Source organism: Seleniivibrio woodruffii (assembly GCF_004339245.1).
Taxonomy (GTDB): Bacteria; Chrysiogenota; Deferribacteres; order Deferribacterales; family Geovibrionaceae; genus Seleniivibrio; species Seleniivibrio woodruffii.
On record NZ_SMGG01000006.1, the window covers coordinates 53,530 to 77,312 of the forward strand.

Annotated in this window: 18 protein-coding genes and 1 pseudogene; 13 read left to right on the top strand and 6 right to left on the bottom strand. The window is 49.7% G+C overall.

Features of this window, described 5'->3' with window-relative positions:
• Window positions 1–167 precede the first annotated feature (167 nt).
• Both C8D98_RS11300 and C8D98_RS11305 read right to left on the bottom strand, forming a co-directional pair.
• Entirely contained in the window at window positions 168–1,541 is a 1,374-nt protein-coding gene (locus C8D98_RS11300; RefSeq protein WP_132874267.1) for a sigma-54-dependent transcriptional regulator, read from the bottom strand.
• The gene (locus tag C8D98_RS11305; protein WP_132874268.1) at window positions 1,538–3,376 is read right to left on the bottom strand and encodes an ATP-binding protein; all 1,839 of its coding nucleotides are present in this window, start codon (window positions 3,374–3,376) and stop codon (window positions 1,538–1,540) included. The genes C8D98_RS11300 and C8D98_RS11305 overlap by 4 nt, the downstream gene beginning before the upstream one ends.
• 221 nt (window positions 3,377–3,597) lie before the next feature.
• Between C8D98_RS11305 and C8D98_RS11310 the strand changes: the two genes are divergently transcribed.
• From C8D98_RS11310 to C8D98_RS11360, 11 genes and pseudogenes are all read left to right on the top strand, one after another.
• Window positions 3,598–3,990, top strand: a complete 393-nt coding sequence (locus C8D98_RS11310; protein WP_132874269.1) for a response regulator — start codon at window positions 3,598–3,600, stop codon at window positions 3,988–3,990.
• A pseudogene (locus C8D98_RS14010) lies at window positions 3,980–4,840 on the top strand (methyl-accepting chemotaxis protein); the annotation flags it as partial. The gene C8D98_RS11310 and the pseudogene C8D98_RS14010, both read left to right, overlap by 11 nt.
• A gap of 336 nt (window positions 4,841–5,176) precedes the next feature.
• A complete protein-coding gene (locus tag C8D98_RS11320) occupies window positions 5,177–5,515 on the top strand; it encodes an STAS domain-containing protein (RefSeq protein ID WP_132874271.1) in 339 nt (112 codons plus the stop codon).
• A gap of 2 nt (window positions 5,516–5,517) precedes the next feature.
• Window positions 5,518–5,883, top strand: coding sequence for a response regulator (locus C8D98_RS11325; RefSeq protein ID WP_132874272.1), 366 nt, complete (start codon window positions 5,518–5,520; stop codon window positions 5,881–5,883).
• A 3-nt stretch (window positions 5,884–5,886) separates the two neighbouring features.
• Window positions 5,887–7,959 (top strand): chemotaxis protein CheA, encoded by a 2,073-nt coding sequence (locus C8D98_RS11330; protein ID WP_132874273.1) that lies wholly within the window; start codon window positions 5,887–5,889, stop codon window positions 7,957–7,959.
• Window positions 7,960–7,979: 20 nt separating this feature from the next.
• Window positions 7,980–9,905, top strand: a complete 1,926-nt coding sequence (locus tag C8D98_RS11335) for a HAMP domain-containing methyl-accepting chemotaxis protein (protein WP_207891275.1) — start codon at window positions 7,980–7,982, stop codon at window positions 9,903–9,905.
• A 12-nt stretch (window positions 9,906–9,917) separates the two neighbouring features.
• Window positions 9,918–10,427 carry a chemotaxis protein CheW gene (locus tag C8D98_RS11340; protein ID WP_132874274.1) on the top strand — a complete coding sequence of 170 codons (510 nt, stop codon included), beginning with the start codon at window positions 9,918–9,920 and terminating at the stop codon, window positions 10,425–10,427.
• A 9-nt stretch (window positions 10,428–10,436) separates the two neighbouring features.
• Window positions 10,437–11,297 carry a CheR family methyltransferase gene (locus tag C8D98_RS11345; protein WP_132874275.1) on the top strand — a complete coding sequence of 287 codons (861 nt, stop codon included), beginning with the start codon at window positions 10,437–10,439 and terminating at the stop codon, window positions 11,295–11,297.
• A gap of 3 nt (window positions 11,298–11,300) precedes the next feature.
• The gene (locus C8D98_RS11350; RefSeq protein WP_132874276.1) at window positions 11,301–11,786 is read left to right on the top strand and encodes a chemotaxis protein CheD; all 486 of its coding nucleotides are present in this window, start codon (window positions 11,301–11,303) and stop codon (window positions 11,784–11,786) included.
• 2 nt (window positions 11,787–11,788) lie between these two features.
• Window positions 11,789–12,862 (top strand): protein-glutamate methylesterase/protein-glutamine glutaminase, encoded by a 1,074-nt coding sequence (locus tag C8D98_RS11355; RefSeq protein ID WP_132874277.1) that lies wholly within the window; start codon window positions 11,789–11,791, stop codon window positions 12,860–12,862.
• A gap of 7 nt (window positions 12,863–12,869) precedes the next feature.
• Window positions 12,870–15,221, top strand: coding sequence for a PAS domain S-box protein (locus tag C8D98_RS11360; RefSeq protein ID WP_132874278.1), 2,352 nt, complete (start codon window positions 12,870–12,872; stop codon window positions 15,219–15,221).
• 6 nt (window positions 15,222–15,227) lie between these two features.
• Here the strand turns inward: C8D98_RS11360 and C8D98_RS11365 are convergent, their stop codons facing one another.
• From C8D98_RS11365 to C8D98_RS11375, 3 genes are all read right to left on the bottom strand, one after another.
• Window positions 15,228–16,259 (bottom strand): hypothetical protein, encoded by a 1,032-nt coding sequence (locus C8D98_RS11365; protein WP_132874279.1) that lies wholly within the window; start codon window positions 16,257–16,259, stop codon window positions 15,228–15,230.
• 93 nt (window positions 16,260–16,352) lie between these two features.
• Window positions 16,353–16,952 carry an aminotransferase class IV gene (locus tag C8D98_RS11370; protein WP_165871301.1) on the bottom strand — a complete coding sequence of 200 codons (600 nt, stop codon included), beginning with the start codon at window positions 16,950–16,952 and terminating at the stop codon, window positions 16,353–16,355.
• Entirely contained in the window at window positions 16,936–17,904 is a 969-nt protein-coding gene (locus C8D98_RS11375) for an aminodeoxychorismate synthase component I (protein ID WP_132874281.1), read from the bottom strand. Before C8D98_RS11375 ends, C8D98_RS11370 begins: the two co-directional genes overlap by 17 nt.
• A 178-nt stretch (window positions 17,905–18,082) precedes the next feature.
• On the opposite strand from C8D98_RS11375, the gene C8D98_RS11380 reads away from it, so the two are divergent.
• Entirely contained in the window at window positions 18,083–20,995 is a 2,913-nt protein-coding gene (locus C8D98_RS11380; RefSeq protein ID WP_165871302.1) for a transporter substrate-binding domain-containing diguanylate cyclase, read from the top strand.
• On the opposite strand, the gene C8D98_RS11385 is transcribed toward C8D98_RS11380, so the two are convergent.
• Complete coding sequence (locus C8D98_RS11385) at window positions 20,992–22,344, bottom strand: sensor domain-containing diguanylate cyclase (RefSeq protein ID WP_165871303.1); 1,353 nt, start codon at window positions 22,342–22,344, stop codon at window positions 20,992–20,994. The two genes, C8D98_RS11380 and C8D98_RS11385, sit on opposite strands and share 4 nt — an antisense overlap.
• A gap of 220 nt (window positions 22,345–22,564) precedes the next feature.
• On the opposite strand from C8D98_RS11385, the gene C8D98_RS11390 reads away from it, so the two are divergent.
• Complete coding sequence (locus C8D98_RS11390; protein WP_132874284.1) at window positions 22,565–23,716, top strand: iron-containing alcohol dehydrogenase; 1,152 nt, start codon at window positions 22,565–22,567, stop codon at window positions 23,714–23,716.
• Window positions 23,717–23,783 lie beyond the last annotated feature (67 nt).

The following is a 23,783-nucleotide window of genomic DNA, read 5'->3' on the forward strand; positions in this document are numbered from 1 at the left end:
AGCGGCGGAGATTTACTATATATAGAATTAATACAATATTCATATAGACATCTTCCTGTGCCGTGAATATTCATTCATACTAAACTTTAGGTATTTACCAGAAGTTAAATATGCATTTATTTATATATTCTGCACACAAAAAAACCACTCATACGCCTGTATTTTTTTCAGCTTCCTTTCAGTCTTTTGTGGAGAGCCTGTCTTGTGATGCCCAGAAGTCTCGCCGCACAGCTCACGTTTCCTTCGGACTCCTTAACTGCGGCATCCACCACATACTGCTCTATCTCTTTCAGGGTCGGAAAAGTTCCGCTGTAGGTAAACACCTTTCTGTTCACATCCGCAGCCGATATCCCGTGGCGGTACAGAAAGCCCTCCGCCTCACGTTCTCCGGGTCTTTTCCCGCCGAACACCATAGCCATGTCTGAGACAACCGCCTGCAGCTGACGCACATTACCCGGAAAATCATAGCTTTCCAGCATCCTGATGAACGCTGTCGGGATAGGCTCGCCCTTAAGCCCCACCTCTTCCAGTGCCTTTTCATAAAACACGGGAGCAAGGAGCCCGATATCGCCTCTTCTCTCCCTGAGCGGGGGAATATCGACTCTGTGGGTTGTCAGCCTGTAGAAAAGATCCTGTCTGAACCTGCCCTGCCTGACGCTCTCCTCAAGATCGGCATTTGTCGCCGCAACTATGCGCACGCCGGAACGGACAAACTTGTCCGAACCCAGCGGTGAATATATTTTTTCCTGAAGCAGGCGAAGCAGTTTTACCTGCGCACTGTCGGTGAGATCGCCTATTTCGTCTAAAAAAAGCGTTCCGCCCTCTGCCAGAGCCACCATACCCTGACGCTGCTTTTCGGCTCCTGTGAAAGCACCCTTAACGTGACCGAACAGGGTATCCGTGAACATGGTGTCGTCCAGTCCGGCAACGTTCACGGGGACAAAATCCCCTTTTCTTCCGCTGCATTTATGAACCGCACCTGCAAAAAGCTCTTTGCCCACCCCGGTCTCCCCTGTTATGAGAACCGGAAAGCTGCTTTTAGATATGGATTCTATATATCGGAAAAGCTCCTTCATTCTGCCGTCGGAGGTAACTATGCCGCAGAAATCGACAATCTCTCCGCTTTCAGCCGCCTTTTTCGCACTGCGCAGAGCATTTATCTCCGTCTGCATCTGAAATGCGTTCAGTGCCGAATGGTATGCCGCTGCAAATCTCTCCTTGTCCAGCGGCTTTACGAGAAAGTTCAGCGCACCCTTATGGATGCATCTGACCGCTGTATCCACATCTGCGTTCCCGGTGATTATTATGACCGGAGTCTCCGGATGCTTAGCCTTCACCAGTTCAAGGATATCCTCTCCTGTGTAGTAGGGCATCTGTAGGTCAAGGAAGACAGCCATGGGCGTGACGGAATCCAGAGCGGCAACGAACTCTCTCGGGTCATTCATGATAATATAGTCACTGATGCCGCTGCGTTTCAGAAAAATGGCATAGGCATCGGTTATTGTTTTGTCGTCATCTATTATATATATAGGGGATGTCATGCATCACCTGCGGGAACCAATATCCTGACCGTGGTTCCTGCATTTCTTTCAGATGTGACCTCCAGTCTGCCCTTGTGATCCTGAACTATGGAATACACAATTGCAAGCCCCAGTCCCGTGCCCCCTTCGGCCTGTTTGGTGGTGAAGAAGGGTTCTGTGATGCGCTGAATGTCCTCTTCCCTGATCCCCACTCCGCTGTCGGCTATCTCTGTAACAACAAAACCTTCCTGCGTGAAACACCGCACTGACACGGGCAGATGTCTGCCTACAGTGGCCTCAAGAGCATTCATTATAATGTTCATAAAAACCTGTTCCAGCTTCTGGCCGTTGCCGTTAACTGCGGGAAGCTCCTCGGCTATCTCCACCGAAAAGTGATCTGTGGTCTTGTTTATTTTATGTGTAAGAATATGGATTGCGGACTTAAGGGGCTCCGCAATTGAGAGCGGTTTGTGAGCTGCCGAAGTCTCCTGTCTTACGAAACTTTTGAGATCGTGAACAATGTCCCTGATCCTCTCCGACCCCTTGTGAACACCTTCCAGAAGCTGAACTATGTCGCATTTTGCCTCTTCATAAGGGGTGTTGCCCACCATCAGCTCCCTGCCCGGCTCGGAAAATGAATCGAGAAGGGATATCATATCGTTCAGATAATCCCTTATTATTGAGGTGTTGAACATAATAAAATTGTTCGGATTGTTCAGCTCATGGGCAACCCCTGAAACGAGAGTTCCCAGAGCGGCCATTTTGTTGGTCTGGATCATACGGATCTTAAGTTCTTTCTCTATATTCTCAAGACGCACCTTTTCGGATACGTCCTCGATATCAAGCAGTATAAAGGCATTTTCTCCCTCGGAAATGATGTTGCCCCTGAAATCGGCGATAAACTCACGCCCCGCCCGGCTGACCTGTGTCACCCTTGACAGCTCGAAATATGAGTGCTCGGCCGAAAGCTCCGTCAGCCTGTCCATGACCTCCTGTCCGGTGAGAAACGACAGCGGAAGTCCTTCGGCCTGCGCGGCCATTCCGTAAAGCTTTTGCAGAGCCTCGTTGCAGTCCTTGATCATCAGACTGTTTCTGGAGGTGATCACAGCGGGAATGAACTTCTTCCGGAAAACGCTGGTGAACTTCTCCTCAGCTATATACAGCTCGTTTCTGAATATTTCGGTCTGGGTTATGTCGGTGAGGGTGACTATGCTCCCTTCCATGAAGCGGCTGACACCCATCACGGCAGTTTTTCTGTCCGAACCGTTGTCCAGACAGATCACGGAAGACCCCATGCTGTGGTCATATCCGCCGAGAACGTCCCTTATGTTGACCCCTGCCGCACATTCCTTCATTCCGGTAATGGTACAGAAGGTTCTGTTCACCATGGTTATATTGTAGTCTTTGTCCACAACGGCAATGCCGTCGGAAGTGTTCTCAAGGACGTTTTCAATAAGCTCGGTCTTTTCGAATGCGCTCTTTTCAAGTTCAATCCGTGTGAAAGAGAGTGAAACAGTCGCCAGAAGAGATTGGGATGTGAACGGTTTTATGATGTAGCCGTATGGCGATGTTGTCATGGATCTGCTTATTGTGGCGGAATCGGAATAGCTTGTGATGTAAACCACAGGATATTTCCTTGTCCTGTGCAGTTCAGAAACCAGCTCAATGCCGTCCACAGAGGATTTCAGACTGATATCCATAAGGATCAGGTCGGGCGTGTCCCTCGCAAGGATGGAATGAACCTCTTCGTCGTCAACCGCAAGGCCGATAACCGTATAACCGCTCCGCTCCAGTCTGGTAGCGATATCCAGACCGATAATGGCTTCGTCTTCAACGACCAGTATCTTTTTTGACATAACATCACCAATAAAAAGAACACGATTTATGTATAATTTTTCAGTACAAAAATCGTATTGTCAACTTTATTTTACAAACCATTTGTCTTTATTATTCGCAATTTAGCCATAAATGAAAAAACATGTCAACTTAGATTAACATGCCGGACTGTAAACAAAAGTGACAATCTCTTTCTCACCATAGACTTAGCATCTGGCACAAACATTGCGTATATTTCACCATGAGAAAAAGAGTACTTCTGATAGACGATGAAGAATATTTCAGATCCAGCGTCAAGATCGCCCTTAAGCGGGAAGGGATACAGGTCACAGACGAACAGGACGGAACGGACGGAATGCGGAACATAATGCTCAGCATGTCGACAGGTGACCTGTATGACCTGATAATCCTGGACATAATGATGCCGGGGCTCACAGGCATTGATATTCTGGAGTTCATTCTTCAGAACGAACTGGATATTCCGGTGATAGTCGTCACCGGATACATGGACTACGACCTCCGGTTCTTCTGCTCAAATATCAAAAGGATCAAGGTTATGGAAAAACCCTTCAGCCACGACATGCTGGTGAGCGAGGTTCTTTCCATGCTCAGCGGAGGCGCAAATGAACGCTAAGGTCGTGCTTTTTCTGATTGGTGCCGCAATAACGGGTGTCAGCTTCACGGAGTCAATGCTAATAAGACCCGCCCTCACCCTGTTTCTGCTCATAGGGGCATATTTTGCGGTGTCGTCGGTTATCCGCTCGGTAAGAGCCGATGCGGAAAAACAGGCCGGAATAACGGCATCACACACAATCCAATCCATAAATTCAAATACAGCCCCTTTGGGCAAAGTTCTCAATGATTACGGAACCCTTATGAAGGTGTTTCAGGAACAGCTTAAAAACGTCAATGCCGACAGCGACAAAGCCACAAACACCATAAGCGGGAGTTTTTCCGACATAGTCGACAAGGCAATGAATCAGTCGCAGGAGGCCGGCCGTGCTCTGGAAGGCTTCACAGGGGGAGAAGGCGGACAGGGATTCGTAGAAAGCAGCAGACAGACGCTCATCAGCGTTATCCGTGAAATGCAGGAGATGGGCTCATACGCCGTGAAGTCAAACGAAAGCCTGCAGGGTGTAATGAAAGAGGTGGAGAGCATAAGGGAGATAGTCGCAAACGTTGGCTATATAGCCGACCAGACTAACCTCCTCGCCCTCAACGCCGCCATTGAGGCCGCAAGAGCCGGAGAACACGGAAGAGGATTTGCCGTTGTTGCTGACGAGATACGCAAGCTTTCAGAAAAATCCAACCAGTTCGCTTCGGAAATAAAGACCGCAGTGAACAGCATTTCATCAAAAGTGACCTCGATCCACAGTGAATCGGCTTTCGAAGTGGACAAGATCGACCGGATCACCGCCGGAGCCCACAAAGAGGTGGACAGCACTCTGACAGGTCTGGACAAGGCCCTGGAACACTCAAAGAACATCATAGCCGAGCTTCAGCTAAGCTCAATGGCACTGGCACAGGACATCAACGCAATGGTGGTCTCAATGCAGTATCAGGACATAAACAGACAGCGGATCGAGCATGTGATCGAACCCCTTGAGATAATGAAACAGGATCTTCAGTCCATTGCGGAAGGGCTGAAAAATATAACCGAAGCGGGCGCTGCCCTGAACATAACCGAGCTTTCGGAGCATCTCAACCGGATATACACAATGGAATCCGAGCGAGAGCTTATGTCCAGCGTGTCCGCAGGCAAAACCAAAGGCGGCAGAGCCAAGGCCGCAGACAACGTGGAACTTTTTTAGGAGAACAAGATGAACCTGCATTTCAGCGGCGAAGGAGCCGTACCAAAACTTACAGTGTCAGGAAGCCTGACAGTGGAATACGCCTCAGAACTTCTGGAAAACCTTAAAAACATAAATGCGAACGGAACCGACCTGCATCTGGAAATCGGCGAAGTGGACAGCGTGGATATGACATTCTTCCAGCTTATGTGCTCCGCCCACAGAACGTTCACTGGCGGGGACAGGAAATTCATAGTCACAGGCAGAAAAAACGAGCTTCTGGAAAGAGGAGCAAAAACCGGATTCCGCAGACACAAAGGCTGCTCAAAGGATAAGTTCGGAACGTGCGCAATGGTAATGGAGAATTAAGAATGGCAAAAACAATACTTACGGTGGACGATTCCGCCAGCATAAGACAAATGGTCAAATTCACCCTTTCAAAAGAGGGCTACAGCATTATCGAGGCTTCCGACGGGCAGGATGCGCTGACAAAGATCGGCGGGGTCAAGGTCGACATGGTGATAACCGACCTCAACATGCCCAACATGGACGGAATAACCCTCATCAAACAGCTCAGGGCGAAGCCGGAATTCCGCTTCACACCCATAATAATGCTCACCACTGAATCTCAGGATTCAAAGAAGACGGAAGGAAAAGCGGCCGGAGCAACGGGCTGGATAGTTAAACCGTTTCAGCCGGAACAGCTTGTGACGGTAACAAAAAAAGTTCTGGGGTGATTTATGTCGGCAGACGTGCATCAAGAGGTTTTCATTCAGGAAGCGACCGAACTGCTCCAGGAACTGGAACAGTCGCTGCTTGAGCTTGAGGACGACACCTTAAACATGGATCTGGTGGCAAGGGTATTCCGTGCCATGCACACCATCAAAGGTTCCGGAGCGATGTTCGGTTTCGAGAACATTGCCGCACTGGTGCACAGTATAGAAACGGCCTACGACCTTGTCAGAAACGGCAAACTGGACATAACAAAGCCCATGCTGGACTACTCGCTGAAATCCTGCGACATAATCCGTGAGATGCTGGGCGACCCCTCAATGAAGGCGGATTCGCCTCTGGCTATGGAGATAGTGGCGTTCTTTTCGGAGGCAGGGGGCATAAAGCAGCCCCAGCAGAAGCCAAAAGAGAAGGAGCAGGAGAACAAACTGCTGAAAAGCAGCAATCTGAAGACCTACAGGGTGACCTTCAGGGCACCGCAGGACATTCTGCTCTCGGGCATAAATCCCGAACTTCTTGTCAAAGAGGTTGCGGAACTGGGCGAGGCAAGCATTTCAGCCCAGACAACCTATATGCCCGAACTTGGCGAAATGGAGGCGGAGAAGTGCTACACCTTCTGGGAGATAATCCTCACCACCGACAAGACCGAGAACGACATACGGGACATCTTTATCTTCGTTGAGGACGACAGCGATCTGAAAGTTACGCTGATCGATGACTTCACAGGCGGTTCCGAAAACCTGAAAAAGATAGGCGAGATACTCGTTGAAAAGGGCGACATATCTCAGGATGCCCTGATGGGGCTGATGCAGGAACGGAAGATGTTCGGCGAAATCCTTATTGAAAAAGGACTTATAACCAAAGAGGCTCTGGATTCGGCACTGAATGAACAGCTCCACGTCCGCCAGATAAGGGATCAGAAGGCGGTGGTTGAAAACATCTCCTCCGTTCGGGTTCCTTCGGAAAAACTGGATTTTCTGGTGGATCTCGTGGGCGAACTGGTGACTGTTCAGGCCAGACTGGGGCAGATAGCCGTTCAGGAGAACAATCAGGAGATGCTGAAGGTTGCAGAGGAGGTTGAACGCCTCGTCTGGGAACTCCGTGACAACACAATGAGCATCCGCATGCTTGAGATAGGTTCAACATTCAGCAAATTCAAAAGGCTGGTGCGTGACCTCTCCGCCGAACTGGGCAAAGAGATAGAGCTTATCGTCCACGGCGGCGAAACAGAGATAGACAAAACCGTTATAGAAAAACTGGGCGATCCGCTGGTGCACCTCATCCGCAACAGCATCGACCACGGAATAGAGACACCCCAGGAAAGGGTTGCCGCAGGCAAACCCGCAAAAGGACACATAACCCTCACCGCAACCCATTCAGGCGGCAGCGTTTTAATTGAAATATCAGACGACGGCAAAGGGATAAACAAGGAAGCTGTGCTGAAAAAGGCACGGGCAAACGGAATAGTTTCCGAAACGGCCGAACTCCCCGACAAAGAGGTGTTCGAGCTGATATTCGCATCCGGCTTTTCAACAGCCGAAACCATATCCAGCGTCTCCGGAAGGGGAGTCGGGATGGATGTGGTGCGAAGAAATATCGAGTCACTCAGAGGAACAATAGACATAACCAGCACTCAGGGCAAAGGAACAACGATAACCCTGAAACTCCCGCTGACACTGGCGATCATAGACGGTCTGCTGGTGGTTATAGGCGGCCAGTTCTACATAATCCCCCTTTCTCTGGTGAACGAGTGCATAGAGTTCAATGCGGCGAAGAACAGAAGCAGTTCCGGCCGCAGGATAATAATGGTCAGAAACGAGATAGTTCCCTATGTGTTTCTCCGTGACTTCTTTCAGGCAGAGGGCGAGGCGCCGGAGATTCAGCAGATAGTTATCATAGAGATAGACGGTCGCAGGGTCGGTTTTGTGGTTGACAGCGTTGTGGGCGACCACCAGACGGTGATCAAATCACTCGGCAAGGCTTTTAAGGACATAGAGTGTATTTCCGGCGCATCAGTTCTGGGTGACGGTTCGGTGGCTCTCATTGTCGATGTTTTTAAGATATACACAGAAATAGAGTAATTTTTTTACGGGGGCATTTTATGCTTAAGAATCTGAAACTTGGGGCAAAACTGTTTATTGGTTTCGGAATGCTTATCCTCCTTATCCTGCTTTCAGGATATATGGGATTCAGCGGTCTGAAAAAAGTGGAGAACAGAGTTCTTAACTCGAACGACCTGAACAGCATTATTCAGCTGGTACTGGAGTGCAGGCAGCAGGAAAAAAACTTCATAATGCGCAAGGATTATGCAGCGGCGGACATGGTCAACTCTAAAACACTGGAAATACTGAAACTGGCAGAGGAACTGAAAGGACGTTTCAAAGATCCGGCAAACAAAAAACAGATGGAAGACATCATCGCCGGAACCAATTTATATATCCAGTCGTTCAACAAGTTTGTAGAGCTTGAAAAGCAGAAAACAGAGCTTATGAACACTGTCGGTCAGAAATCCGCAGAAGCGGTCAAACTTTCCGACAAAGCCGCCATGGACTATAACTCTGTGGATGCCCAGCGGGTTGTCAGCTCATTCCTCATGGTCAGATTCCTCGGCAAGGAATTTATCATAACCCATGACGAAAGCTACCTTGTTAAGGTTGACGACGAATTCGCAAACACCATGAGACTTTCACGCTCACTCTCCGCACAGCACCCCGGCGAACTTACTTCGTCCATGGTGAAATCCCTTGAGGAATACAAGGTCAACATCGATCAGTTTTTCAAAAATATAAAAGATCAGATAACAATAGAAAAGGTTCTCATAGAGAATGCACGCAAAGCCATGGAAGTGGTATCTGCTACAACCGAGGATCAGGAAGACAAAATGATGGAAGAGATGGCAAACGCAATAACAATGATAGTAATTTTTGCAGTCATCGGTCTCATTCTTGGTGGAAGCATCGGCTATGTGCTTACAAAAGCCATAACAGGTCCTCTTTTCAAGGGTGTCAACTTTGCTTTACAGTTGTCCGAAGGTAATCTGGATGCGAAACTCGACGTTGAGCAGAAGGATGAGGTCGGTCAGCTTGCCGAGGCGCTCAAGGACATGGTCGGTAAACTCAGAAGCATAATAACCGACGTCCGCACATCATCCGACAACGTTGCCGCAGGAGCCAGAGAGCTTTCCAGCGCAGCTCAGGATATGTCGCAGGGCGCAACGGAACAGGCCGCCAGTGCAGAAGAGGCTTCAGCCTCTATGGAAGAGATGGCATCCAACATTAACCAGAACGCAGACAACGCTCTTCAGACAGAAAAAATAGCTCTGAAGGCCGCAGGCGACGCCAAAGAGGGCGGCGAGGCAGTTCAGCAGACCGTTAAAGCGATGAAAGAGATAGCAGACAAGATATCAATCATCGAAGAGATAGCCCGTCAGACCAACCTCCTCGCTCTGAACGCTGCAATAGAGGCAGCCAGAGCAGGCGAACACGGCAAGGGTTTTGCGGTGGTTGCGGCGGAAGTCCGCAAGCTTGCAGAGCGCAGTCAGGAGGCAGCAGGAGAGATCAGCGAGCTTTCATCATCCAGTGTTGCCATTGCCGAAAAGGCCGGACAACTCCTTGACCGCATTCTGCCCGACATTCAGAAGACGGCGGAGCTTGTTCAGGAGATAACCGCAGGCAGCAGCGAAATGCGCACCGGCGGCGAGCAGATAAACTCTGCCATCCAGCAGCTTGATCAGGTAATTCAGCGCAACGCAGGAGCATCCGAAGAGATGGCGGCCACGGCTGAGGAACTCTCCAGCCAGTCCGAAGCTCTCCAGCAGGCGGTCTCATTCTTCAAAATGAAGGGCGACAGCGGCAGAAGCAGCTATGCGGCTCCTGTTAAAAAAGCACCCAAGACAGTGCTTGCAGCAAAACACATAGAAAAACCCACTGTGACGGCCAATAAGAGTGCAGGCAGGAACGAGGGGATAAACCTCGACCTGACAGAGGGCAAAAGAGACAGCCTCGACCACGACTTCGAAAGTTTTTAAGGCGGTGACATCATGGAAGAGAAATACACCGCAGCAGGCGGAGAAGTATGTCAGGTACTGACCTTTAAACTGGCAGACGAGGTTTACGGGGTGGACATAATGTCCGTAAGAGAAGTTCTCGACTTCTCCAGCGTGACAAAGGTTCCCCACACGCCCGACTTTATGGTGGGCGTTATAAACCTGCGGGGCAACGTTGTTCCCGTGGTGGATCTGAAAAGAAAGTTCAAAATGGGCGCAACCGAGAAGGGAGTGAACACCTGTATAATCATCGTTGAGGTGATAATAGACGGCGATTCCACCATTCTGGGCGCACTGGCGGATTCGGTTCAGGAGGTTGTGGATTTTGAGGAAAGCGTCATAGAGGACGCACCCAAGATAGGCACACAGCTCAACACCGCATTCATAGCGGGCATGGCGAAGCGTGAGACCGGATTTGTCATAATCCTGAACGTCAACGCAGTATTTTCAATGAACGAAATAACGGCACTCTCCGCCCCGGCGGAACAGGTGCCTGTTCAATAGGAAGCGGAAATGGATGCGGAAAATCTGAATGACATATACCATCAGAAACTGACATCCGATGAATTCGGCCTTATTCAGAACTATATACAAGTGAAGTGCGGCATCCGCCTGCCCCTGACCAAAAAAAACATGGTCGAGGGCAGGCTCCGCCGCAGACTTAAGGCTCTCAACATCTCAACCTACGGGGAATACCTTGCCGTTGTTTTCGGCGGGGATTCCCCCGCGGCTGAACAGGAGCGCTTCTCCTTCATCGATGCAATAACAACCAACAAAACGGATTTTTTCCGTGAACCCAACCACTTCGATTATCTGAACAACAGACTTCTGCCAAACCTCCAGCAGCAGGGCTACGGAAAAGAGCAGACGCTGAACATCTGGAGTTCCGCCTGCTCAACGGGAGAAGAGCCGTACACTCTGGCGATGGTTCTGGCGGAATATTTCGGACTGAGCGGAAATTTCAGAATATACGCCAGCGACATCAGCACGGCAGTTCTGGAAAAGGCGGTGAGAGCCGTTTATTCCGAGGACAAGGCCGACAGCATCCCCTATGAGCTTAAGAAAAAATATCTGCTGAAATCAAAGAATCAGGATGCGGCGCTTGTCCGTGTTAAACCGGAACTGAGGCAGAAAGTGACCTTCGGCAGACTGAACCTTATGGACTCCGAATACAGCCTGCCTGTTAAAATGAACGTAGTTTTCTGCCGCAATGTAATAATTTACTTCGACCATCAGACACAATTTGATATAATTGGAAAGATATGCCGGAATATAGTCAGGGGAGGACACCTGTTTCTCGGACATTCGGAATCGGTTCACGGGATGGATCTGCCTCTCAGAACCGCTGCCCCGACAATATTCGAAAGGTTGTAAAAAATGCTGAATCAGAGCGAGAGCCTGTATCTGAAGCCGGGAGAAATGTTTTATGCCGACTCCCCCATGGTTGTGCATACAGTGCTTGGTTCGTGCGTGAGCATAACCATGTTCGTTCGCAGACTCGGCATAGGAATGATGAGCCACTGCATGCTCCCCTCCTCCACCGAATCGGTTAAACGGGGCGAGGACATCATGCGGTATGTTGACTGCGCAACGCTGTACATGAACAAAGTGATTCTGGAAGCGGGGGCAGACAAGCGTGAGACCGAGGTGAAGCTTTTCGGCGGAAGCAATATGTTCACAGGGATGAACGAGGAAGCCGGAGTGGGCCACAGAAACGTTGAAGCAGCACTGGCAATAATAAAAAAGCTGGGCTACACCATCACCTCAAGCGACACAGGCGGACAATACACACGCAAGCTCTATTTCTCTCTGGACACAGGAACGGTTTATCTCAGAAAAATATCAAGAATTCAGGGGATGTGATGATGAGCGGAAAACTGAAAGTTCTGGTGATTGATGATTCGGCGGTTGTCCGTCAGGTTCTGACGGAGATACTGCTTTCCGATTCCGCAATAGAATCCGTTGTCGCCTGTCAGGATCCGTTTGCGGCGGCTGAAAAGATGAAAACATTCATTCCGGATGTCATAACTCTGGACGTTGAAATGCCCCGTATGGACGGCATAACCTTCCTTAAAAAACTCATGAGCCAACACCCGATACCCGTTGTAATGTGCTCAAGCCTTACCGAGGAGAACTCGGCAACAGCCCTGAAATCCCTCGAATACGGCGCAGTGGATATAATTCAGAAGCCGAGAGCGGGTACGAAAGCCTTCCTTGAAGAATCCAAAATAATGATATGCGACACGGTGAAAGCCGCCGCAAAGGTGAAGGTCACCAAACTGTCCAACGCCTTCCGGGAGATTCAGCCTAAACTCACCGCAGATGCCGTTCTGGAGGCTCCGAAAGGCCATCAGGCCATGCTTAAGACAACTGAAAAAGTTATCCTTGTGGGGGCATCCACAGGGGGAACGGAGGCGCTCAGCGTGTTTCTTCAGGGACTTCCGGCCGACAGTCCCGGAGTTGCCATTGTTCAGCACATGCCCGAAAATTTCACAGCCTCTTTCGCAAACAGACTCAACTCACTCTGCCGTGTTACGGTCAAGCAGGCCGACGACGGGGACACGGTTCTCCCCGGCAGGGTTCTGATAGCTCCCGGCAACAAGCACATGCTGATAAAGCGGAGCGGAGCAAGATACTATGTCGAAATAAAGGACGGCCCGTTGGTAAGCCGACACAGACCTTCTGTGGACGTGCTTTTCCGAAGCGGCGCAAGATACGTCGGCAAGAACGCTATCGGGGTCATCCTCACCGGGATGGGCGACGACGGCGCAAAAGGAATGCGGGAGATGAAGGACGCAGGAGCATACAACATAGCACAGGACGAACGCACCAGCGTGGTGTTCGGAATGCCGAAAATGGCTATAGAGGCGGGAGCTGTGGACAGTGTTCTCCCTCTGGAAGTTATTTCAGGAGCAGTGCTGAAGCACTGTCAGGCCTGACAGCGCCATGATCTCCGCACTGAACGACTCGCTGACGCTCATTCTGGCGGCAATGACTCTGTCGTTCACCTTCCTGTTCATATATTACACCGAAAAGATGCAGTATCTGGTGCTCTGGAGCATCGGATGGGGTCTTAGCGCCCTTGCGATAGTTTTTTATTCACTCTCCATAATGGTTCCGGGCATGGAGAGATACGAAATGGCCTCGCTGGTGATAAACTACGTCAGCAGTGTTTTCATTGGTATGGGCATATACCATTTCATATACGGCAGACTGCCCTCGACACTTCTTCTAACAGCTCTCATATTCCTTACATTCATCCCCGGCGGGATTTACAGGAGCAATCCTGAACTGGCGGCTATGGCTGTTGTTTATATTTTCGGCGGAACGGTTTTTCTCCTGTGCGGTCTGGCTCTCATAAAGAATGTCAAGGGCATAGGCAGCAAGGTCGCCGGAACGTCATTCACCGTCTGGGGTGTTATCCTTATTCTTAATCTTATGTTCCGCAACAGCAGTGAGCTGGCGGCGGAGTTCATTCAGCTGAACGTTCTGCTGACTATGGTCTCTGCACTTGGCATCCTTCTGATGCACTTTGAAAAGATGCGGCTTGAACTGGCGGGAACAACCCTCCTGCTCAGGGAGCTTACCGAATCCAGCAAGGATATCGTGTTCTCCATAAGGCTTAAGCCCGAACCATACATAGACTATATAAGCCGCTCCGCAACAAAACTGCTGGGATATTCTCCGGAGGAGATACTTCAGGACAAAGGCTCGCTCTCCAGAATGATCAACGGCGAAAGGATGGCAAACCTCAGACTGATCTCCGAGGACAGAGCTGTCAAACAGCTTCAGGACATAGCCGAACTGACCGCCAAAAACGGAAAGGTCATGAAGTTCGACATAAACCAGACTCTGATATACGGAATGGACGGCAAGCCCGAAAGCATGATAGGCATAGCAAGGGACATGACCGACAGGGAACTGGAGTTTAACAGGCTGGCACTGGAAAAATCATGGTATGAGCTGATCTTCAAAAGCTCAAACATAATGACCATGCTGGTGCAGATGCAGACCATGACCATCATAGAGAGCAATATTGCCCTGAACTCATTCTACTGTTTCCCTAAAGAGGGGATGCGGGGTCTTCACATCCGTGAACTCTTTCTCAGCGACGACGACTATCTGGATTTTCTGGCCAGCACAAACGAAGGCCTTCCCTTCCAGTGCCGCAACAAGCTCCCCGACGGAACACAGGTGCACGTCACCATGCACTCCTCCATGCTCAGTTACGACGGGAAGGACTACACCTTCATAACCGTTCTGGACAACACCAGCGAAAACTATCTGGCGCATGAGCTATCATCCATAAAGAACCTGCACCGCTCCATTCTCGAATCCCTCAACGAAGGGGTCATAGGAATAAACAGCGACGGCGTGATATTCTTCATAAACAACTCGGCAGCTCAGGTTCTGGGCTATGAAACCGACGAGCTTCTATACAGATGCCACCACGAAACCATACACTACAGAGACGAATCAGGAGAGATACCCGAAAGCGGATGCACAATCCTCAACAGCCTCAAATCAGGCGGAAACATAAGGAATAAAAGGGAATTTCTGGTTCATAAGGATGGCGGGCTGATACCCGTTCTGCTGAATTTCAGCACAATGCGCTCCGAGGAGAACCGGAAACGGGGTGTTCTCATTTTCAGGGACATAACCGAGGAGCTTAATTCTGAAGAGATGATACTCACCTCTCTGGAAGAGAATAAAACACTGCTGAAAGAGCTTCACCACAGGGTTAAGAACAATTTTCAGATGATATGCAGTCTGCTTGCTCTCCATGCGGAGGATCTGCCTGAATCTGCTGAAAAAGAATTTCTGAACGAAAGCATCCTGAAGATACTTTCAATGGCTCTGACCCACGAACTGCTCTTTGAGACCAACAGTTTCTCCAGACTGGGGTCAAAGTCTTATCTGGAAAGGATGATAAGCCACCTGCAAAGAGCCAGCAACGGTGCTGACGATATCATTGTCACCACAGACATTGAGGACATAGACCTGACACTGGACGAAGCTGTCCCCTGTGCGCTGATAATAAACGAACTTTTTACAAACTCACTGAAATATGCCTCTCCTGAACCCGAAAAGCTGAAGATTCACATCAGTTTCAGACAGGACGGCGAAGAAAAGGTGCTGGTACTCTCCGATAACGGTCAGGGACTGAAAGATATCGAATCTTTCGGAAGCAAAAGCTCCTACGGCCACCTGATAATCAAATCGCTCACCAGACAGCTGAAAGGAAACATCAGCTTCGAAAACAGAAACGGACTGACCGTTACACTTCGCTACAAATAGAAATACCTATGCAGTGGCGGCTCTGTGGTAGTCCTCAAGCATGGGAGTCAGCTTTGAACACTGCCTGTATTCACCCTGCTTTATATTCGTCCGGTATTCCCTGTCGGCTCTGACATAGATGTCGCCCGTTATATGCACCTTTTTACCGATGGCGTGAACACAGCTTCCGTTTGAACAGAACATTCTGAGCGGTGTTCCTGAGCCTGCCGTCCCCCAGACAAGGGGTTTCTGCATGCATATGCTCTGAAGTCTTGCGGCAAACTCCATCAGCCCGCCCGAACATCCCTGTGAAAAAAGAATACCGAGCCATGAAACAGCCTTGCTGTCGGCATATCCGGAATCCGCAAGGTAGCGCATGTTTCTGTGCGCCTCCTGCGAAAAGGCGGTGAATCCGTTGTTCTCAAGGAGCCTGATGAATATATGAAAGGTCACGACATATCTTACATCCGAAGACACTCTGCTGTCCTCTCTGAACATCGCATCGGGCAGACAGTATCTTCCGCCGCAGTATCCAGCCGCTCTGCGAACACCCTCCGAAGGGCTGAACGCAGGAAAACAGCCGGAACCCGACCTCATGACCGGATAGAACATTACGGAAGACAGAAGGAATCTGTGCAGAGGTGACGAGGATGAGCTGACTCCGGCAAAAGACCGGATGCTTGTGCTGAGTCTGGCCGCAGAAACTGCCATGCATGCTGTATCGTGGAGCAGTGAAGAATCTTTTTCAAACTCACGCATGAGTTTAAGTCCGTCCCTGACACCGCCTGAAACGGATACAATCCGCCCGAAAAAATCAGTCAGAACAGCACTCAGGGCAGGATCTTCTATCCGGTTTTTAACAGCAGATCCCATCAGCGGGCTGCGCTCTGCCGCAGCCAGAATCATTGAAACCAGCTGTCCGGCAATGTATTGACCTGAATCTGCAACACTGCCTTCTGCATGATCTTCAGCTTTCTGTTTTCCGGGGGAAGTCTGTTCGCCGATGCTGGGCGTTGATAAGATGTAATCGACTATGTTTGAGTATATGACCGTGTTCATTGGACCTCTCGGAGATTGTGTATAAATCACGCTACATGAACAGCGGACAAAAAACAACGTTAATTATGTTAATATTTATCACAAAGTGAAATATCATGTAACCACAACGCTCTCCACAGACACCGTAATGTCACCTATTCCGTTCAGTGCGTTTATGATATGTACGGTCTCAAAATCCGAAAGCATCCCGGGGGTTATTTTCATTTCGGTTATAATGCCCGTGTCCAGCATCTGCTGACGCTTGGTTCCTTTCAGCAGACAGGCTTTCGGGGTCACATACACATTGCCCTTGTTAAGGACTATATTACTGAACGTTGTATCCGTAACCTGACCGTTCACCACAAACAGCGGCTCCTCGTCCGGCGCAAATTTTCCGGCATACTTCTGAAACATCTCCCTGTTCTCAAACTTGTGAGGATAGCTCAGGCTGTCGTCCTCAATGAGCACCAGACGGTTTATCTTGCGCCTCACATATGGAAAAACCGCCGCCTCCGCCCTTATGTCGCTGTATGACACCCTCAGTCTGTAAAGCCCGTCGGCAGGCAGCGAAACTCCCTCCAGAACCTCCTCAATACTCACCGGCCTCACCTTTGGAAAAAGTGCCTTAAAGGCCGCATCAACCCTGGCCTGATGATATCTCAGGTTAAAGATCCTCCCGCCGTCCAGTTTAATGGTTTCAAATAATAGGGACATAAACCTTCTCCAGAAGCTCGGCATATTCGTCCTGTGCACGACTGTAAACGGTTATGCCGCCGCCGCTGCGAAAGAACGTTCCGCCCTCTTTTTTTTCGATATATCTTATGATAACGCAGGTATCTATATTCTCTCCGTCATACACTCCGGCTATTCCGGTGTAAAACCCTCTGGGCGCACCCTCAGCCTGACGAATTATATCCAGTGTCATTCTTTTCGGCGCTCCGGAGACCGAACCCGCAGGCAGAAGCCCCAGAATGACCGAAGCCATATCCTTATCCTGTCTCAGCCTGCCCCGTATGTCCGTGCTGGTCTGCACAATGGTCTTTTCGCCGTGGCGGATGTATGAAGGGTATCTGAACGAGGTCACCCGAACATCGTCCGCAACCGAGTTCAGGTCGTTTCTGAGCAGATCCACAACAGTGATGTGCTCCGCCAGCTCCTTTTCGTCATCCATCAGCAGCCTTTCGCAGTCCGCCGTGGTCATCAGCCTCGTCCCCTTCATGGGGCTGGTGGTGATGTATCCGCCGGATATCCTGGCAAAACTCTCCGGCGAAAAGAACACGAACTCATCGCCGTATTTCAGCTTATATTCCGCACTGCTCCCGGCGAATATCTCATCAAAACTCAGATCAACGTCTATCTCCGTGGGAAAGGTGAGATTCAGCAGATAGCTGTCGCCGTCAGTCTGACGTTTCTGAACCATGTCAAACGATTTTCTATAACTATCAAAAGTTATAGGTCTTTTTGTGATTTCGGGAAGGCTGCGGCGGGTGTTTGTTCCTTGATAATTTGTGAGACCTCTGAAATCATAAAGGATATCAGAGGAGGAACCCAGCTCTGAAAGGGGGTGCAGAACGAAACGGCTCAGTTCAAAATCCACAATGAACAGAAAGGGTTCCGAATTGCCGTATAGTCTGTTAAACTCCGATATGAACCTGTCAGCTTCCATGTCTCCCCGCTGAAATCTAATAAGGGCATAGTCTAACAGCTTGCAAAACCATGTCAAGTCCATTACGCCAATTTTTATCATGTAAACATATAATTGAATAATTCCTGTAGATTTCCGCTGTTTTCAAGTGTAAAATCCGATATACATTGTCCCCCTAATGAGTTACGGAGCCACAATTATGCCGGCCATAAAAAAACTATCACTATTATTAATTGCCATATCTGTTCTGTTTACCACCTTCTGCGGCTGGGCAAAGCCGCTTTTAACAGCGGAGGAGAAACAGTACATCAGCAGAAAGAAGACTGTGATTGTGGGCGTTGTCAACGACAACGAGCCGTACTCATTCTTCCGTGACGGAGCCGAAAAGGGTTTTTCGGTGGATTTTCTGCGCCTGCTAGAAAAGGAATCCGGACTCAGATTCGAAATACGAATGGGCAACTGGACGGACATCTACAAAGCTTTCCTCTCCGGCAAAATAGACGTTATCGATGAAATATCATACACCGAAGAAAGAGCCAGAATAGTCAGCTTCACAGAACCTTATCATTTCCGCAAGACAGTGTTTTTCAAAAGGGGCGACGACAACAGGTTCTCCGGACTGTCGGTGGAGTCACTTAAAGGAAGAAAAATAGGCATCGCCAAAGACATATACTATCTCCCCATTCTAAGGGAGGCGGGAATTGAACTCACCGAGTACAACAACTACGCCGACCTGATGAAGTCTCTTGCCTTCGGCTGGACGGACGCAGTTGTCGCCAGCGAACTCACGGGAAAGTTCATCGCACGGGAAAACAGCCTGCCGAACATAGTCTCCGTGGGCAACGCCGGACTGGACAAGCTGCATCAGGAGGATTTCAGACTGGGCATCCTGAAGCAGTCCGACCCTCTGCTCTTCTCTGTCATAAACAAATCACTTAAAAGCATCCCCCGCTCCTCAGTCTCGGATCTTGAGCAGATGTGGGAGACCTTCAGCGGCAGAGATATAGCAAAACCGGAAAAGATAAAACTTACGCACGAGGAAGAGGCATACATAAAATCACATCCGGCAGTGTCAGTGGGCACAATGCCCGACTACTCGCCGTTCAGCTTTGTTTCAGGCGGCAGCGTATCGGGATATACCCGCTCCCTGCTCGACATAATAAGCAAACAGACGGGAATAACCTTCCTCTATTCCCCCAACAACTGGCCGGAGATTATCAAAAGCTTTAAAAAGGGCAGGCTCGACATTATGGCCGACATGTCGTACACAGAGGACAGAGCGAATTACACTCTGTTCACATCACCCTACTATCAGATACCCAACGTTGTCTTCGTCCGTGACGATTTCGGCGGATACAGCGGACTGAACTCCATCAGGGACAAGCGGGTCGGGGTCATGTCCGACATATTCTACATGGATAAACTGAAATCCATGCTCAAAAGCCCCCCGAAAGAATACGTCTCTCAGGACGATATGCTGAGAGATCTGGCCTTCGGAAGGCTCGACGCAGCTGTGACAGCACTGAACGCAGGCAACAACATAATAAAGAAATACGCTCTGGTGAACCTCCGCATCGCAGGCAGTTTCTCACCGGAGGGGGTCGGAATGGAGGATCTGCGCTTCGGAATCACGAAGCGTCATCCCCTGCTCCACTCCATAATGGAAAAAGCTCTGAAAGGCATCTCTCCTGAAGAGCATATTCAGCTTGAGAACCAGTGGATAACCGCAAAGGTGCCCGAAGCTTCCACTGGCAGAAACCTTTTCAATCCGGAGGAAATTGCGTATCTGAAAAAGAAAAAGGTCATCTACATGTGTGTAGACCCCGACTGGATACCTTTTGAGAAACTGAAAAACGGGAACACACACATAGGAATATCAGCGGACTTTTTCGAGCTGATACGCCCGAAACTTCCCGCCGAAATAACAATAGTCCCCACAACCACCTGGGAGGAATCCCTTCTGGCGGTCAACAGCAGAAAGTGCGACATTGTCTCCCTCGCCATGAAAACAGACGACAGACGCAAATATCTGAACTTCACGTCGCCGTATCTTGTTGTTCCAAACGTTGTGGCAACGTCGGTGAACGAACCCTTTATCAGCGGCATAGAGAGTGTTCTGGACAAAACCTTCGGCTCGGTTAAGGGATACGCCATAACCGAGGTTTTAAGAAGAAACTACCCCAGCCTGAAGATCATCGAGGTCACGAACGATGAAGAGGGAATCCGCATGCTCCAGCAGGGCAGGATATACGGCTACATCGGCACCATGGCATCCATAGGCTACCAGATAAGCCAGCAGAAGATAACCGATATAAAAATATCCGCACGTTTGCCGCAGGACTGGGAACTGGGAGTCGGAACACGCAACGACGAACCCATTCTGGGAAGCATTTTCCAGAAACTTGTGCTTTCGGTGAGTCCGGCGGAGCGGAACGAGATACTGGGCAGATGGCTCAGCGTCCGCTACGATCAGAAGTTCAACTACGACCTTTTCTCAAAAATTCTGGCCGTTGTGGCTCTGTTCCTCGTTGTCATGATGTATTGGGGCAATAAGCTGAGAAAGCTGAACACACAGCTGCAGGAGGCCAACCAGAGGCTTCAGGAACTGAGCGAAAAGGACAGTCTGACCGGACTTTACAACCGGAGATATTTTTCTGCGAACGCAATGCAGGTTTTCGGAATGTGCCGCCGCAGCGGAATAAGATTCTCCATAGCCATTCTGGATATAGACCACTTCAAGCGCATAAACGATACCTACGGGCACGTCACGGGCGACCTCTGTCTCCAGCGTATCGCACATACAATAAAGCAGCATTTCCTGCGGGAGAATGACACCTCCGCAAGATACGGCGGAGAGGAGTTTGCAGTCTACACCACAGGCGGGGACGAAAACGCTCTGGCTTCATATCTGGAAAGACTCAGACACGATATCGAAACCATCTGTGTGGACAATGAGGGGGACTGCATACGAATGACCATAAGTTCGGGAGTATATTCGCTTATCCCCGACAACAGGGACACGCTGGACGACGCCGTTCGCAAAGCGGACGACGCCCTTTATAAAGCCAAGCAGAACGGAAGAAACCGTGTTGAAATATATACCGAGGATTAATCTGAGGTGACGGTCCTGTTGCGTCCCAGTCTTTTTGCGGCATACTGTCTGTCGTCCGCTTTTCTCAGCAGGTCGTCAAGATTGCTTATGCCTTCGCTGACGCAGGTAACGCCGATGCTCACCGTGCAGTTTATCTTTTCGCCTTCGTAGTCGAGCCATGCATCCTCAACACTCTTTCTGATGCGCTCGGCAACTTCGGCAGCCTTTTTAAGCCCGGTGTCGGGCAGAAGGATAACAAACTCCTCGCCGCCTATGCGGGCGAAGGTGTCGTTCTTTCTGAGATGATCGGTAACTGTGTTGGCGACCATCACCAGAACCATATCGCCTACGGAATGGCCGTATTTATCGTTTATTTTCTTAAAGAAATCTATATCGAACATCGCCGCTGAAAGCTCATTTCCCGTCCTGCGGCTTTCGGCAATCAGAAGAGCACCCGTCTCCTCAAAATACCGCCTGTTGTAGATGCCTGTCAGCGGGTCTGTTGTGGCGAGAAGCTTAAGCACATGGTTTGCGTTTTTCAGCTTCATCTCCATCTCATAATTTGCGCTTATGTCGCTGAAAGCTATGACCACTCCGGTCACCTTGCAGTTGTTCTTTATGGGTGTGGCGATGGCACGCACGGGAAACTTATCGCCGTTCTTTTTAAACAGCCATGTGACCTCGTCGGATTTTGAGTTCATTGCAAGGGAACGATGGATTATGCAGTCCTGCCTTTCGTATACCCTGCCGTCTTCGTGGTGGTGGTGAAACAGCAGATGAGTCTCTTTGCCTATGACCTCGTGCTCCTCATACCCCAGAATCCGCAGAGCCTCACCGTTTATAAATATGCAGTTGCCGTCCAGATCCACCCCGTAAAGCCCCTCGCCTATGCTGTTGAAGATAAGCTCACGCTCTTTCAGACGCTCCATCTCCAGAGCTTCATTCCGGAGTTTTTCCTCGGTTTCTACCAGCTGGGTTATGTTCAGAACGAACACGGTCAGCCCCTCCACCGAACCGTCGTCACCGAAGATAGGCAGATATCTGTCCTCCCAGAAGGAATTTCCGTATTTTTCACGTACGATGAAGCTGTCGCCGGCAAGGGCTCTGTCAAAGTTAGACTTTGCTCTGGCTCTGTCAGTTTCCGAAACTATATAGTCAAGCATACACTCGCCATGCTCAATGTCGGTATTCCAGAGACATTTCATAACGGCCATGTGAGACATCGTGAACGAAATATAGCGGTATTCCTTGTCCAGAGCAAAAATAATAACGCCGTTGGGGTCATCGAAAATGGAACGCACAAGGAGAGCATCGCCTTCGCATATCGGAACATAATCACATTGTTTGTTAAAAGCTCCATCCTTTCGCATCTCACACCCCGGTAAGGAAAAAATAATACCAATAATATCTAATATTATACTCATTATAAAAATAATCAAGATATCAATGATTAGAAATTGTAATAACAAGTATTTTTAACACGAATTTTACATAATTCAGAGGATCGGGTAATAATTCAGTATTAATTAGTATTTCCTTTCTTCGTCACTTGACTATATTTCCATTTGAAAGATATCAACGGAGGAGTTAATGACCACGTTCAGCAACTTTACCTATTACAACCCGACACGGATAGTTTTCGGCAGCGGCACAATAGCCTCCATCGAAAAACTGATCCACACAGACAAAAAGATACTGTTTATTTACGGCGGCGGGTCAATCAAGACAAACGGAGTCTACGCACAGGTGACCGAGGCTCTTAAAGGACACACATTCACCGAGTTTTCCGGCGTTGAGGCAAACCCCCACAAAGAGACTCTGGACAAAGCTGTTGCCGTTGTCAAAAACGAAGGGATAGACTTTATCCTCGCTGTTGGCGGCGGCTCTGTCATAGACGGCGCAAAATATGTTGCGGCGGCCGCACTTTATGACGGCGACGGATGGGATATCCTTGAGTGGAAGCACACGGTTAAAAAGGCTGTGCCCATCGGCGCAGTGCTCACCCTGCCCGCTACCGGTTCCGAATCCAACGGCGGTTCCGTCATAACCAGAGCGGAAACTCAGGAAAAACGCTTTTTCAAATCCGAAGCGGTCTATCCCGTGTTCGCAGTTATGGACTACACAGTAATGACCACCCTAAGCGACAGACAGCTGGCAAACGGACTGGTGGACACCTTTGTCCACACCGCCGAGCAGTACCTGACATATCCCACCGACGGAATGGTTCAGGACGGATACGCCGAAGCCCTGCTTCGCAACATAGCCGCACTGGCGAAGGACTGGGAGAACAGACGCACGGAAAGCTGGCAGAAGAACCTGATGTGGACATCCAATCAGGCTCTGAACGAGCTTATAGGTGTGGGGGTTCCTCAGGACTGGGCAACACATATGATAGGCCACGAACTCACTGCAATCTACGGTCTTGACCACGGTCAGACGCTGGCAATAGTCCTGCCCGCACTCCTGCGGCAGCTGAGACTTCAGAAATCAAAAAAACTGCTGAAAATGGGCAGAAACGTTTTCGGACTTGAGGGCGCAGACCTCACCGAGGACAAGACAATAGACAAAATAGAGGCTCTCTTCCGCAGTGTGGACGTTAAGCTGACACTGAGCGAATACGGCATCAAGGCGGATGTTGACGCTGTTGTCACCGCACTGAAAGGCCACGGAATGACGGCACTGGGCGAAACAGGCTCCATAACGCCGGATGTCGCCGCCTGTATACTCCAGAGAGCGCTTTAATCATAACAGATTTGTCCGGTATGAGATTGCCACACCCGCCAAGCGGGTTCGCAATGATGAATGAACG